Origin of the sequence: Bacillus sp. LJBS06 (genome assembly GCF_016924995.1) — a bacterium.
Taxonomy (GTDB): Bacteria; Bacillota; Bacilli; order Bacillales; family Bacillaceae; genus Bacillus; species Bacillus stercoris.
Map to the genome: position 1 here is coordinate 3705683 of NZ_CP070483.1, position 14827 is coordinate 3720509.

At 44.4% G+C, this 14827-nt stretch carries 16 protein-coding genes; all 16 read right to left on the reverse strand.

Going from position 1 to position 14827, the window contains the following annotated elements:
• Positions 1 to 45 precede the first annotated feature (45 nt).
• Positions 46 to 747: an urea ABC transporter ATP-binding subunit UrtE gene (gene urtE / locus JQX68_RS18800; RefSeq protein ID WP_069838537.1), complete on the reverse strand. Its 702-nt coding sequence runs from the start codon at positions 745 to 747 to the stop codon at positions 46 to 48.
• Positions 744 to 1493: an urea ABC transporter ATP-binding protein UrtD gene (gene urtD, locus JQX68_RS18805; RefSeq protein ID WP_041055812.1), complete on the reverse strand. Its 750-nt coding sequence runs from the start codon at positions 1491 to 1493 to the stop codon at positions 744 to 746. The genes urtE and urtD overlap by 4 nt, the downstream gene beginning before the upstream one ends.
• Entirely contained in the window at positions 1468 to 2538 is a 1071-nt protein-coding gene (gene urtC, locus JQX68_RS18810) for an urea ABC transporter permease subunit UrtC (RefSeq protein WP_041055814.1), read from the reverse strand. The genes urtD and urtC overlap by 26 nt, the downstream gene beginning before the upstream one ends.
• Before the next feature lie 11 nt (positions 2539 to 2549).
• Entirely contained in the window at positions 2550 to 3452 is a 903-nt protein-coding gene (gene urtB / locus JQX68_RS18815) for an urea ABC transporter permease subunit UrtB (RefSeq protein ID WP_017696018.1), read from the reverse strand.
• A 32-nt stretch (positions 3453 to 3484) separates the two neighbouring features.
• Positions 3485 to 4741 (reverse strand): urea ABC transporter substrate-binding protein, encoded by a 1257-nt coding sequence (gene urtA, locus JQX68_RS18820; RefSeq protein ID WP_041055818.1) that lies wholly within the window; start codon positions 4739 to 4741, stop codon positions 3485 to 3487.
• Positions 4742 to 4948: 207 nt separating this feature from the next.
• Positions 4949 to 5137 carry a stress response protein CsbD gene (locus JQX68_RS18825; RefSeq protein WP_014665700.1) on the reverse strand — a complete coding sequence of 63 codons (189 nt, stop codon included), beginning with the start codon at positions 5135 to 5137 and terminating at the stop codon, positions 4949 to 4951.
• Between the two features lie 72 nt (positions 5138 to 5209).
• The gene (locus JQX68_RS18830; protein ID WP_014665701.1) at positions 5210 to 5689 is read right to left on the reverse strand and encodes a hypothetical protein; all 480 of its coding nucleotides are present in this window, start codon (positions 5687 to 5689) and stop codon (positions 5210 to 5212) included.
• 161 nt (positions 5690 to 5850) lie between these two features.
• Positions 5851 to 6984, reverse strand: a complete 1134-nt coding sequence (rapB, locus tag JQX68_RS18835) for a response regulator aspartate phosphatase RapB (protein WP_205440380.1) — start codon at positions 6982 to 6984, stop codon at positions 5851 to 5853.
• 192 nt (positions 6985 to 7176) lie between these two features.
• Positions 7177 to 8202, reverse strand: coding sequence for a GTP 3',8-cyclase MoaA (gene moaA, locus JQX68_RS18840; RefSeq protein ID WP_040081560.1), 1026 nt, complete (start codon positions 8200 to 8202; stop codon positions 7177 to 7179).
• A gap of 15 nt (positions 8203 to 8217) precedes the next feature.
• Entirely contained in the window at positions 8218 to 9006 is a 789-nt protein-coding gene (gene fdhD, locus JQX68_RS18845) for a formate dehydrogenase accessory sulfurtransferase FdhD (protein ID WP_014665706.1), read from the reverse strand.
• 103 nt (positions 9007 to 9109) lie between these two features.
• On the reverse strand, positions 9110 to 9271 hold the full coding sequence (locus JQX68_RS18850; protein WP_014665707.1) for a hypothetical protein: 162 nt from the start codon (positions 9269 to 9271) through the stop codon (positions 9110 to 9112).
• Between the two features lie 94 nt (positions 9272 to 9365).
• The gene (locus tag JQX68_RS18855) at positions 9366 to 10043 is read right to left on the reverse strand and encodes a vWA domain-containing protein (protein WP_014665708.1); all 678 of its coding nucleotides are present in this window, start codon (positions 10041 to 10043) and stop codon (positions 9366 to 9368) included.
• A 323-nt stretch (positions 10044 to 10366) separates the two neighbouring features.
• On the reverse strand, positions 10367 to 11050 hold the full coding sequence (locus JQX68_RS18860; RefSeq protein WP_024571497.1) for a vWA domain-containing protein: 684 nt from the start codon (positions 11048 to 11050) through the stop codon (positions 10367 to 10369).
• 385 nt (positions 11051 to 11435) lie between these two features.
• Positions 11436 to 12467, reverse strand: a complete 1032-nt coding sequence (gene spoIID, locus JQX68_RS18865) for a stage II sporulation protein D (protein WP_205440381.1) — start codon at positions 12465 to 12467, stop codon at positions 11436 to 11438.
• Between the two features lie 195 nt (positions 12468 to 12662).
• Positions 12663 to 13973, reverse strand: coding sequence for a UDP-N-acetylglucosamine 1-carboxyvinyltransferase (gene murA / locus JQX68_RS18870; RefSeq protein WP_014665712.1), 1311 nt, complete (start codon positions 13971 to 13973; stop codon positions 12663 to 12665).
• Positions 13974 to 14006: 33 nt separating this feature from the next.
• The gene (locus tag JQX68_RS18875) at positions 14007 to 14747 is read right to left on the reverse strand and encodes a YwmB family TATA-box binding protein (protein ID WP_041521439.1); all 741 of its coding nucleotides are present in this window, start codon (positions 14745 to 14747) and stop codon (positions 14007 to 14009) included.
• Between the last annotated feature and the right edge of the window lie 80 nt (positions 14748 to 14827).

A 14827-nucleotide genomic window follows, 5' to 3' on the forward strand; every position in this document is an offset into this window, starting at 1 on the left:
GGAGCATGCAGGCGGGACATCACCTCCCTTTCTTCAAGTACCGGGTCATACGGTAAGATGCCTTTCAAAGCGGCGTGCCGTTTCTTCATCGGCCTTTCCATGGTCGACAACCGTTCCCCTGTCGATCACATAAAGGTAGTCAGCACATGTTAACGCGTTTTCCAGACTGTGCTCGACTAAAACAACGGAAATGTCTTTTTTTCTGGAAATTTCTACGATAACTTGTCTGATTAGTTCGATAATTGATGGCTGAATTCCTTCCATTGGTTCATCAAGTAAAATAATTTTTGGATTTCCCATCAGCGCTCTGGCAATTGCAAGCTGCTGCTGCTGGCCTCCGCTTAAATCGCCGCCTTTGCGGTCAAGCATCTCCTTTAAGACAGGAAACCATTGAAAAATCTCTTCCTTGACCTGCCCCGTTCGCTCCTTCTTCGGAAGCGGCTCTTCCCCAAGCAGCAGGTTGTCACGAACGGTTAAGGAGGAAAAGATGTCTCTTCCCTGCGGAACGTACGCAATTCCCGTTCTTGCCCGTGTTTCCGCCTTTTCGTTTTGAACAAACGTTTGATTAAAACAAATATCCCCCTGTTTTGCCGGAAGCAGGCCTATGATTGTTTTCAGCAAGGTGGATTTGCCGACTCCGTTTCGGCCTAATACAGCGACAATCTGCCCCTCGCGAACCTCCATGCTGAGGCTGTGCAAAACCATCGATTGATCGTAACCGGACGTTACATTCCTGACGGCAATCATGACACACCGCTCCTTCCTAAATACACCTCTGCCACCTCTTCATTGCTTGTGATGTCATCCATCGGCCCCTCACAAAGCACTTTGCCTTCATGCATGACCGTGACTTTTCTGGAAAACGAGCGCACAAAATCCATATCGTGCTCGACAATCAGAACAGAGCACGTTTTTGCAATTTCTTCAAGCAGGGCTCCGGTTTTTTCCCGCTCCTTTCCTGTCATGCCGGCAATCGGTTCATCCAGCAGCAAAAGCTTCGGCTCCATGGCGAGCTGCATGCCGATCTCAAGCCATTGCTTCTGTCCGTGTGACAGGCTGCCAGCTGTTAGATCCCATTTGTCATCTAACCCAATCAGCCGCAGGATGTCTATGATCCTGTCACTTTGCTCTTTTGTCATACGAGCTGTCAGCAGTGAAAGGATCGTTTTTTTCTGTTTCATGGCAAGTTCGAGGTTCTCAAACACAGTCAGCTGCATAAAAACACTCGGAGCCTGAAACTTTCTGGCGACCCCCAGTTTGGCGATCTGATATTCCCGCGCTTTTGTCAGTTCATTCGTTTCTTGAAATAGCACTTCGCCTGAATGCGGCTTCGTTTTTCCGCAAATGATGTCCAGCAAAGTCGTTTTTCCGGCGCCGTTCGGCCCAATTAAAAAGTGGATATCACGTTCCTGCACGCTGATATCAGCGCCCTGCAAGGCCCAAAATCCGTCAAACTCAACCTTCACGTCACGGCAGGTAAGTATCGGTTTCATAAGTAGCCGCTCCTTTCTTTTTCGAGGAAGAAAGCTGGGTTCTAATCTTCTCGAACAGCCCGACAATCCCTTTTGGCATATAGAGCACCACAATGATAAACAGCGCGCCGAGGAAGTACAGCCAAATGTCAGGGTAATATTCGCTTAAATAGCTTTTCATGCAGTTCGTTAACAGCGCGCCAAGCACCGCCCCGAAAATGGAATGCCTGCCGCCGATTGCGACCCACAGCACCATTTCCACCGAAGGGATGATGCCCATCATTTCCGGCGAGATCATCCCATCCTGAAGCACAAACAGCATCCCGGCAATCCCCGCCATCGCAGCAGATACACAGTAAATAAACACTTTAAAAACGGTGGAGTGATATCCGAAAAAACGGACTCTGCTTTCTCCGTCGCGCACCGCCTGCAATAGCCGCCCAAAACGGCTTCTCGTCAGAAACAAAGCAAACATGACAGAAACACCGAGGAAAAAGACTGTCGTAAAATACAAAATCTGCTTTATTGCAGGATCGGCCAGAGCATATTGAAAAACGGTAAAGAAATTCGTGAGGCCATTCGTGCCGCCGGTGATGTCCTGGCTGCCGATGAACAGTGTGACAACAACAACCACAACAGCCTGAGAGATCAACGAAAAATAAACACCCTTTATGTTGTTGCGGAAGGTAAAGTAACCGAGTAAAAAGGCCAAAAAAACAGGAACAATAACGGCTGCAGCAATCGCAGCAAAAGGATGCCTGAACATTGCCCATATCCACGGCAGTTCACTGACGCCGGTCCACTCCATAAAATCAGGAATGCCTGACGGTGAGGCTTCTATTTTTAAGTACATGGCCATGCAGTAAGCGCCCAACCCGAAAAAGACGCCATGCCCCAAACTCAAAATGCCTGTATATCCCCAAATCAGGCAAATGCCGACCGCCACAATCGCGAAGCATAAAAACTTCGCCAACAGCCCTAATCGAAACTCCTGCAGAAAGAACGGAGCGGCGATAAAAAGGGCAAACATCACCAGATACGGACTGAATTGTGAAAACCGCTTCATCCGGTTCCCTCCTAATCTAGTAATCTCGTTCTGACACTCGCAAGACCTGAAGGCCGCCATTGCAGAAAGAGAATAATAAATGCAAAAACGACTACCTTTGCAATCGTAGCGCTTGTGGAATACTCAACGAATGTGCTCAGCAAACCGACCGTCACCGCGCCGATAATGGTGCCTTTTAATTTTCCAATTCCGCCTAATATGACGATCATGAAGGCATCGACGAGGTATGAGGAACCGAGAGTAGGCCCGATCGAACCAAGCAATGTGAGTGAGCTCCCCGCGATACCGGCCAGTCCGCTTCCGAGCGCGAAAGCCAATGTATCTGTTTTTCTCACAGATACGCCGAGACACGATGCCATGCTCCGGTTCAGCGTAACTGCCTGCATCCGCCGCCCCGCAGAGGTTTTAAATAAATAGAAACCGAGCAGTGCCAGCGTAAAAAGAACGAGCGCCAAAATAAACAGCCTTTTATACGGAAAGGTAACCGAAAACAGCGTCACCCCTCCCGTCAGCCACTCAGGTGATTTGACGGCCACATTCGGCGCGCCAAAAATTGATCTTGCTGCCTGCTGCAGTATCAAGCTCACCCCCCACGTCGCCAAAAGGCTGTCGAGCGGACGGTCATATAATCGCCTGACAATCACTTTTTCAATGACAATCCCAATAAACGCCGCAACCGCAAACGCCATGATGATCGCGATTAAAAAATAGTAAGAAAACAGAGAAGCCGGCAAATAGCTTAAAAACAGCTGCTGAACGACATATGTCGTGTAGGCTCCTGCCATAATCAGCTCACCGTGCGCCATATTAATAATGTTCATCAAACCGAATGTAACGGCCAATCCAATCGCAATGAGAATTAAAATAGAACCGAGACTGATCCCGTTAAATAATTGAGTAACGACGACAGACATGCTCCGCCTCCTCCCCCGCAAACGGCTTTAATTTATTTAGATAACCCCTTTGCCCAGTCGTACGTTTTTAAATATGGATCAGGTTTTACCGGTTCACCTGAGTTCCATACTTCTTTAAACTGTCCATTCCCCGTGATTTGCCCGATTCTGACCGTTTTGTAGAGATGCTGTGTATCCCCGTCAATTTTCACTGTGCCGCCCGGGGCCTTGAATGAAATCCCGTCAGCCGCTTTCTTCACCTTATCGACATCAAAGGACTTGGCTTTTTCAACTGCCGCTGCCCAGAGATAGACCGCATTATAGCCGGCTTCAATCGGATCGCTCGTCACCCGGCTATCGCCGTTCATTTTTTTATAGTTCTTCACGAATGTTTGATTTTCGCTCGTATTGGTTGTCTGGAAGTAATTCCACACCGCATAATGTCCTTTTAGCACATCAGGACCGATCCCCCTAATTTCTTCCTCAGCGACACTTGCCGACATGACAGGCATATCATCAGCCGATATCCCCGCATCTTTCAGCTGTTTGAAAAACGCCACGTTGCTGTCGCCGTTTAATGTGTTAAAAATGACATCGGGTTGTTTTTCTTTGATTTTGCTGACGAGCGTACTGTAATTGGTGTGGCCTAGCGGCGTATACTCTTCACCGGCAATTTCTCCTCCGTCCGCTTTTACTTGTGCTTTAATGATTTTATTGGCTGTTCTCGGGAACACGTAATCTGATCCGATCAGAAAGAACTTTTTACCTTTATTTTTGAGCAGCCAATCGACAGCCGGCACAATTTGCTGATTCGTCGTTGCTCCGGTATAAAAAATATTAGGTGATGTCTCCATTCCTTCGTACTGCACCGGATAGAACAGCAGCCCATTGTTTTGCTCCACAACCGGCAGCATGGCTTTGCGGCTAGCAGATGTCCATCCGCCAAAAACAGCAGCCACTTTGTCTTGCTGAAGCAGCTTTCTCATTTTTTCCGCATATGTAGGCCAGTCTGAAGCGCCGTCTTCCACGATGGGTTCAAGCTTTTTGCCGAGAACTCCGCCTTTTTGGTTGATTTCTTGAATCGCGATTAACTCTGCATCATGGACGGACACTTCGCTGATCGCCATTGTCCCGCTTAGTGAGTGAAGAATCCCGACCTTCACTGAATCCCCGCTTGTGTCGATATCAACTGTTTTTTTCGCACTTCCGCTGGCTTCTGACACTTTCTTCGGCGCAGCACACCCTGCCATCAACACGATGATCAGACACAACAGAAAAACAGCCTGTATTCCAACCCCTTTGTTTTTCATTCAGAACCTCCCTTTGTCATGTGATGTTACAAAAGTTAACAACTCATGTCATTATTATATAGAAGAGATTCATCAATTCAAATAATATTTGAAAAATTTAGATATTTTGACCAAATCAGATGCTTTTTTTGTTATATTTATTCACATCAGAAAAAGTGAACAAAAAAAGAGACAAGAAACATATCGTTTCCTGCCTCTTCCGTATGATTAATCTTTATCTGAGAATTTATCCTTGGCTTCCCCGATATCCTTTTGGATTTCGCCTTTCGCCTTATCTTTTTTGCCTTCAGCCTTCATGTCCGTTCTGTCAGTCATATCTCCGGCTTTATCCTTCACTTCTCCTTTGGCTTTATTAAAGCCGCCTTTCATTTTGTCTTTTACACTATCGTTACCCATGTTGATTCTCTCCCCTCATTTATGTGTGTACTTGTTACCTTCCCGATCTGAGAGGCACTAAACATTCCAATGTTATTTATCGATTTCGTAGCGCTCTCCGTAACGGAGCACTTTGTATATCGCCAGCCCGTCTGATGACTTCTTCTCTGAATACCGAACCGGCAGCAGGGCAAAAAACACGTAATACGTAGAAAAATAGACAAACTGATAGAAAAACACATTCGGCTTTAATACACTGTGTATAATCAGCAGATTGACTGCAAAAATCGTAATCAGATTAAACAGGCAGCCTCCGGCATACACGAGTGCATTTGAGAATCGATTGTCAATCTTCAAATCCCCGTATCGGCAAAAAGAATCGATAAAATAAATCGTTCTGAACCGTATTGGCCCAATCTTAAGCAGTGTTTTTCCCATTCCAATATCCAATGAGCCTTTTCCGCCAAAAATAAAGGCCATAAAGCTGTGCCCCGAAACATGTATGATCTGTACAAGCGGCAGAACAATGAGGAAAGACCATAGAAACTTCACCATATCATTGAAACCAAACATCGAATTCCCCCTCAATCAATCATGTATATCTGCATCCCAAAACGGCTTTTGTACAAAAAACAGTGCTGTAGCGATTTTTCCTGTTCTCCCCGGAAATAAACGTTCCGATGCTCCCCTTTTTTTGCATATAAAAAAACCATCTGCCCGCAGATGGTTTTGTTTCATACTTTATATAAACAATCGTTCCTTTGAATCATCTCTCTCATGCTGACCGCTTTTTCATAAAAATACACCGCTTCTTTATATTGCTCACGATGACTGAAATGGGAGGCAGCATCTAAAGCAAATTCTTCAATATATACGTACAAGCCTTTTTCTTCCATATAATCAAATACTTCTTGAATCATATCCAAATTGACAGATTCCACATATAAGGCCTGCAGAAATTTATATTTTGCCAGACTGAAGAAGTCGTTACGCTTTTTGGCGATGGCAATTCCCTTTTCATAGTAGTGCATGGCAGCCTCGGCATCTTGTTTTTTGAAAAGAACGCGGGTCAGGCTGAAGAGCGTTTTTGGAAGCTGTTCCAGATGATAATCCTCGAAGACAGGAAGCGCTTTTTCAAAGTATTCGGCGGCTTGATCCAGCTCCCCCTTGTCATCATAGCAATTCCCGATATTATAAAGGGCTGATCCGATCAAACGGGGCTGTCCCTCCAATAAAGCAAGACGGTATGCGTCATCCAAATGCTCAAGCGCTTTTTCATAATTTCTGTAGTCTATGTAGTTTCCTGATATGACGAAATGACATTGAATTCTTCTGACTCTGTAAAAATCATTAGCCTTATACGTCTCCAGCGCCTGTACGGCGTGGTTCATGGAAAAGTGCGTCTGCTTCATAATATAAAAGACTTCTGCCACCTTAAAATGAAATTCCGCTCTTTCAATTTCATCTTCTACAAACGCAAGCATCTTCTCAGCTTTCCGGTAAAAGGATATAGCGGAGATGTAATTGTTCTGTTCAAATTCGTACATTCCTCTAAACAAGTGAAAATAATACTCAGATAATCCGGAGATGCTGTCCTGATTGCTTTCCAGCCTTTTGATCAATTCACGATATTGAAGCTGAGATTCCTCGTGCAGGTCGGGCTTTACATAATCCAGCATAATTTGGTGCCTGTAGCTGATCAGCTGATAATACAAGAGAAGCAGCTGATCCTCTTCCATCTGTTCTATGTCTTGATCAATTTCTTTCTTCAGCTTTACGGCATCAGCCACTTGAAATGCTAAAATGTGCTTATACCACTTATTGATTTTCACTCCTACTTGAGATGACGGGATCTCGTACGCGGCCATGCCCCTCCAACCCTTTCTATTTTCTAATTGGTTATATTTTATCATAATGTATGGCTTTGGAATTAATTTTTCTTACAATGAATCCTTCTTTATGCCTATCCTTATATATTTCGGTTTTTATACGAATTTTTTGCACTCAGATTTTGATAAAAAAAGCTTACCGGACAGCGCCGATAAGCTTTTGACTTCATATTAACCGCCAATATAAGACATTTCCACTTTCTTTTTGCCTGATGCTTTTGATAGCGTACGATCGACTGAATACTGATCGATCCGGTTTTTCCAGACTGTGCCGATCATTTCTGACAGTTCGTCATCACTTAGTTCCTGACGAACCGGAGCTCTGAGGTCAAATCCGCTTGAAGCAAATAAACAGGTGAACAGCTCACCCCTCGCAGAAAGACGGGCCCTGTTGCAAGATCCGCAGAACGCATCAGATACAGATGAGATGACGCCGATTTCTCCGGAGCCGTCCAAGTAGCGGAATCTGGAAGCCACTTCGCCTGTATAATTAGGCGCTATCGGCTCAACCGGCATGTGTTCATTGATCAAATCTATGATTTCCGCCTTCGTCATAACGTCTTTCTTTTCCCATTGGTTGGTATTGCCTACGTCCATAAATTCAATGAATCTCAGGATATGGCCTTTTTCTTTAAAATAACGGGCCATTGGCAGTATATCTTTTTCATTGACGCCCTTTTGGACGACCATATTGATTTTAACACCGAGCCCCGCTTGCTTCGCCGCTTCAATGCCTTCCAGCACCTTGCTGACAGAAACGCCGCGCCCGTTTATCTTTTTAAAACGCTCATCCTCTAAAGAATCAAGGCTGATCGTAACCCGTTTCAGCCCGGCTTCCTTGAGCCTCTCCGCATAAACAGGCAGCAGTGAACCGTTTGTCGTCATCGCAATATCACGGACACCCGGAATGCGGGCCAGTTTTTTGATTAGTTCCGGCATATCCTTTCTCATGAGGGGCTCTCCGCCGGTCAAGCGGATTTTTTCAACGCCAAATCTTGTGACAAAAAGTGTCGCAAGCCGTTCCAGCTCCTCAAATGAAAGCAGCTCCTCTTTCTTTAAAAAAGGATAGTCCGGACCGAATAATTCGGCGGGCATACAGTACGTGCATCGGAAGTTGCAGCGGTCTGTAACAGAAATGCGAAGGTCTCTCAGCGGTCTGTTTCTCTTATCCAACATCTGACGCGACTCTGTAATCATAGCTACAGCCCCTTCCTATCCCCCGATTCTCTCAGGGTGTGTATATACATTAAATGATTCGTTTCTGACAAATCCGATCGCTGTGATATTCAATTCTTCCGCCATTTGAATCGCAAGCTCCGTCGGGGCCGATTTGGAAATGACAATCGACACGCCGATTTTTGCCGCCTTTAACAGAACTTCTGATGAGATTCTGCCGCTGAACACAATCAGTTTGTCACGGACGGACATCCCATTTAGAAGGCAATGTCCGTATAATTTATCAAGTGCATTGTGCCGGCCGATATCTGTGCGCATCAACAGCAGTTTCTCTGTGTCGCATAGCGCCGCATTATGGACGCCTCCCGTCTCCTGAAACGTCCCGCTCCTTTGTTGCATGTCTTTCATAAGCGCCAGACATGCATCAGGCGATATCTTGATTTGGCTGACAGCCGTCTTGGCTGTTTTGACATCCTGCTGAAAATAAAAATGACGGCCCTTTCCGCAGCATGAGCCGATCACCCGTTTCGTATAATCCTTTTGATCCAATGTCTCAGGATGAACGAGGTCGACATAAACAAAACCGAGACTTTCATCTATTGTAAACCTTTTAATCTCTTTTTGAAATCGTATAACACCCTCTGATGCGAGAAATCCGATGACAAGCTCTTTGATATGCTCAGGCGTGCAAACGAGCGTCACAAATTCACTGCCATTCAGTATCACTGTCAAAGGGTATTCCGTCACCATCCGGTCTTTTATTTTGCTTATTTCCCCTTGTTCATAGCGCCATACATCCCTGACCGCAGTTGCTTTATCGTTCAATGTCTCTTCCCCTCCGCAATGTTCCTGCCTTTATATTTTTTCACACTCCTCGGATTTTGTCGAATTCTGAGACATAAAAAAGAGCCCCTCTGTACAAAGGACTCTATGTTTGATTGTGCTGATTCTTTCTCAGGACCGTAAACAGCACGATAGCTGCGATTAAGGTGAGAATGCTGACAAAAAAGAAGGCTGCCAGTTTTAGAAGAACACCAATCAATATGAATGCCACGGTGGCTATAAGAAAAATCATTCCTAATAACTTCATATGTTCAACCCCTTTTAAAGGTATCATTCCCGCCCAAGCTGTTTTTAAACCAATAAAAAAAGGCGCCTGGGGGAGCGCCTGATCATTAGATTCCTTACTCAGTAAATTTTTGTGCTTCTTTTTCCCAAGCCTGTTCAAACTCATCCGCACTGTTCGCTGAAATGTATTCTCCGCCTCCAGCTACAGCCGCTTGTTTCATCTCTTCATTGCCTTTAACATCAAAGTTGAAGCCAATAATATTTACGATCGTGTCCACATTCGACGCACGAAGCTTTTCGATTTCCGCCGCAGGATCTCCGCCGCACGTTTCTTCACCGTCAGTGATTAAGTACACCACATTTTTTCCGTCAGCGCCAAAAGCTTCAAATTCTTTTCTTGTATCTGAAAGTGCTTTGGCAATCGGTGTCCAGCCAGTCGGCTTGATCTCACTCAATGAATTGTCAAACAGAGACCCTTCATATGGATGAAGGCCGTAAATGGTTTCCGTCGTGCTGCATGAAAGAGCTTTGCCGGACAATTTATTGTTTCCAGCATGTCCGAAAACGCGAAGCATAAGATTTGTATCCTTCGGAAGCAGCTCGGCAAAAGACTTTACTGATTTTTTGGCAATGTCTATTTTGCGCTCTCCCCCTGTTTTTTGAATCATGCTTCCGCTTCCATCAAACAAAACAGCTACATTTGTGTCAGTCTGTTTCTCAGCTGCAAAAGACGGGGAGGCAAAGGAGACAGTCAGCAATCCAATGATGCCGGCAGCCAGCAGTTTTTTTTTCATGTTTTTCTTCCTTTCTTTATCATATTTTCCAACTATAGTTGGATTCTTCTTTATGCTAGAATATGAAAATGCAAAAAGATATAGGGCAAGCTGCCTTTTGTGCTGCTTTCACTTCCTGTTCAAAATCACTTGAAATTCCGTTGATATGTAGCCTTTTTCGCCCAAAAAGCATATGCATATTGTGACATGATTCATTCTTTTTTCGCCTTGATCATCACAGAAAAACGGAAATCTGCTACTATGCTACAGGCTGATACCTGATTACTTTTGAACATTATGTTACATACCAAAAAGAGGCTGACCGCTATCAGCCTCTTTTTTTCTTATTTAGATAACATCAATGATTGCTGAGTGAAGATTTTCTCAACATCTTTTTGAGTATAAGCAGGGAAGTATTCACCGCCGCCTACTTTCGCAATCGCGTTCAGCTGTCCTTTGTATCCCTCTTTATAATCAAAACCGATCACATTCACAGTGATATTGTCTTTTTGCAGTTCCTTTGCTGTTTTAATCGGATTTCCTCCGCACGTTTCCTCACCGTCTGTCAACAGATACACCACTTTTTCCCCTTTTGCGTCAAGCTGGTCAAAAGAAGATTTCGCCTCATTCAGCGCTTTGGCAATTGGCGTCCAGCCAGTCGGCCCAATTGTATTGAGAGAATTGAGGAAGCTTTGCTCGTTAAAGCTTTGGAAGCCGTATACGTTGCGAATGGCTTCACATGACTGAACTTTTCCGGAATTTTTATTGTTTCCTTCAGAGCCAAACACACTCATTTTCACCTGAGTTCCTTCTGGCAGTGAGCTTGCAAACTTTGAAATTTCTTTTTTGGCTGAATTAAATTTAGAGACACCGTCTATTCTTTTCGCCATACTTCCGCTGGCATCAAGCAAGACTGCCACGTTCGCAGGAGCTTTAGCCTCCGTTTCTTTCTTTTCAGCTGCAAAAGCAGGTGAAGTTAATCCAAATAACAATCCCGTCATCATGATCAGTGAAAATCTTTTCTTCATGTTCGTACCCCTTTACCAATTTGTTTCTGCGTGCAGATGTTCAACGCTGAACATAACCTATCGTAATCGACAAAAACCGAGAAATAAATAGGGCGGGCTTCCCCATTGCTGTTGTTTACTTTTGCATAGAAACCTATGTTTTTATTAGTGATTTCCACCTAACGCTCCTATGAAAAAAGAAGATTGTCCGCCTTTCGGCTTTCGTTATATGAGTCTGTCGAAGTCTGTCGACAAATGTGGATGACTTTACCACAATCTTAAAACCTGCAATCAGGAAAAAAGGACTGGTCCTTAAAGACTGTCAGAAGCTCCTCTAAACCGTTTCAACCGCCCTTAGATAAAAGACATTCAGGAATAGAAAAAGACGCTCAATGAGCGTCTTTTTCTACTTTTTCGCCATATATTTATTCAAAAACGAATCGGCCTCAGAAATTTGTGTGCCCTGATAATAGTACTTCACGATGTCATCAACCGTTTTTCCTTCTTTCGCCATAAAATTCGCTCCGTATTGGCTCATCCCTACACCGTGGCCAAATCCTCTCGTCGTGACTGTAATTGTGTCTCCATTTCGCTTCCATTCAAAATCGGCGGAGTTGAGGCCCAGCTTTTCACGTATGTCTCTTCCTTTCAGCGTCTTGCCGTTAATGACGGCTGTTGCGACCTGGTGGCCCGGTGTCTCTCCGGTAATCCTTCCTACTGCGCTAGACCCATCAAGCTTGACGCCGAGCTTTTGCTCAAACTCTGCCGCTGTAAAGGTTTTTGTTGACTTATATTTCGGAGACTTTTTATCCCATGGGCTTTTGACGCTTTTTAAATATGGGATAGCACTTGTCCAATAAGCTTCTGCATTCTCTGTATAGCCATTGCTTGTGGAGAAAAAGGAGGCTTCAATCGGCTGGTTGTTGTACGTTAGGATTTTGCCTTGCGTACTGGCAACCGCATCAGTGATTTTCTTCAGTTTTGATTCATAGCTTGTGCCCCACTGTTTTTTCAGCTCCGCTTTGTTTTTATACACCTGGAACATTTGTGTATCATCCACCAGTGAGCCTTTAGGGGCCTCTACCGCTGAATTTGACACCATCAGTCTGACAATAAATGTTCTGGCGGCGAGGGCCTGGGCTTTCAGCGCTTCAGGTTTAAAGGTTGCCGGCATTTCGGAGGCGACGACTCCAATCACATACTCTTCAAGCGGAATGTTTTCTACGGATTGATTTGCGGTTCGATAGACGGGAATAGAAACAGGTGATGCTTTCAATGTTTCTGCTCCTTTCGATGCTGGTTTCGTGCTGACTGCTGTCTTTTCTGATTCTACACTGGCCCCCGCTTCCTTATTATGCTGGAATGGTATAACCAAGAGTGTGGGAACCAAGAGAATCAATGCACATAGTACGGATAGTGTGATTGCGAATTGTTTCATATTCAGCTGCCTCCTGCTCGGGATTCGACTCTAGTCTAGTCTATGGGCAGGGACAAGCTAATATGACTCTCGTTTTGGACAGAAACTTTATTTGTCATTTACGTATTCTTTTTTGCTATTTTGCGCATAATGATGATAATACACAAAAAATAAAAAACCAGTATGCCAGAGTGACATACTGATTTTCAAGTAAGTTTATGCATTTAAGTCAGAAACGACTTCTTTATTCTCTTGCTCAGAAGCAGACTCATCATTTACACGTTCGATGTCTGCGCCCAGACCAGCAAGCTTCTTATGGAAATCAACGTAACCGCGGTCTAAGTGCTTCAGTTCAGTAACACGTGTGTGACCTTCAGCCACTAACCCCGCAAGAATCAGCGCTGCACCTGCACGCAAATCAGTCGCTGCAACTTCAGCTCCCTGAAGCTGTACAGGACCGTTAATGATGACAGAACGTCCTTCAATCTTGATATCACCATTCATACGGCGGAATTCTTCCGCATGCATAAAACGGTTTTCAAAAACAGTTTCTGTAATCATGCTTGTGCCGCTTGCACGAAGCAGAAGCGCCATCATTTGTGACTGCATATCAGTCGGGAAGCCCGGGTGAGGCATTGTTTTGATATCAATCGGTTTCAGTTCTTTCGGGCCGATGACACGCAGGCCTTCACCTTCATCCTTAATTGTTACACCCATCTCTTCCATTTTTGCGATTAAAGAGGTGAGGTGCTCAGGAACCGCTCCTTTTACTAATACGTTTCCTTCAGTGATTGCAGCAGCAACCATAAATGTGCCCGCTTCAATACGGTCAGGAATAATATGGTGTTTTACGCCGTGAAGCTTTTCGACTCCTTCAATTTTGATGGTGCCGGTGCCAGCTCCGCGGATTTTTCCGCCCATGCCGTTGATATAGTTTGCTAAATCAACGATTTCGGGTTCTTTCGCCACGTTTTCCAGCGTTGTTGTTCCTTCAGCTAAAGCAGCTGCCATAATCAGGTTCTCTGTAGCTCCTACACTTGGGAAGTCCAGATAAATTTTTGCGCCTTGCAGTCGGCCTTTTACTTCAGCTTCAATGAAGCCATTACCGACTTTGATTTCAGCGCCCATTGCTTCAAAACCTTTTAAATGCTGATCAATCGGTCTGGAACCAATTGCGCATCCACCCGGAAGCGCAACTCTTGCATGACCTGTACGCGCAAGAAGCGGCCCCATGACAAGCACAGACGCACGCATTTTACGAACATATTCAAAAGGTGCTTCAGTTTGCAAAGCGTATGAAGCATTCACAGTCACTTCATTATTCTCAAAATGCACATCTGCTCCTAAATGACGCAACACTTCGTTAATTGTATATACATCGGAGAGCGTAGGTACATCACAAATTACGCTTTTTTCTTCACTTGCTAATAAAGATGCAGCGATAACAGGTAAAACGGCATTTTTAGCGCCTTCAACTTTGACTGTGCCGTTTAACTTCTGACCGCCGCGGACGATGATTTTTTCCAAGGTATTCCCCTCCGCGTCCCTAAATTCTCTATATTAATATTCAGTCGTAACGATTGGTGTGCCAACCGTAACGGTATGTTTTCCGCCCATTCCTGCACTTCTAAGTGCAATTTGCAAATTCATCTTATGTTTCGAGGTCATAATGTACTCTTCCCACTCATCTGTAAACGCAGAAATAGAAACGAAATTTGGCTCAACTACATGTTCTACTGATCTTGCTTGAAATTCATTTAATAACTGATTTGCTTTTTTTTGCAAAACAATATTCATATTATCATCTAAATGACCATTTAGACAAGTAAAAATAACTACTTTTTCTTGGAATATCCCAAGTGTCTCCCGTTCAAACTGTTCATATGTATCATTCCAGCTATCCGGTGTCTCAAGACTCATTTGCTCATATAATAAATACGAAGTTGGGTTGTGTTTTTTGAGGGTTGTGACAAGCTGCAGTCTAAAAGAAGTGCGATTTTTTTTGTCAGTATATGTGCCAATTGCCTTTACGACTTTATCTTCCTGCGCAATCGTCCAATCATATTGACGATACTCTGATTTTAAACGTTGCACTTTTTGATCAAATTCTTTTTCGGTCAGTGACATGTTTTGTTTTGCATGCAAAGTCCACTTATCTATTGACACATCTTGGCGTTCCATCCCCTCTGCTATTTGTGCCAACGGCGTTAATTCACTCGCATGAATGGTATGGAAAACAGCAATGACGAAGCTTAATATGACGGAAATCATAATGGCGTGGCTTACTTGTTTTTTCTTCATGTTCATCTCTCCCCCTTATCCCCAGTTTTACCGGAGGCAAGAGGCGCCATACGTAAAAATCTTCGTCAAAACTCGAGCTA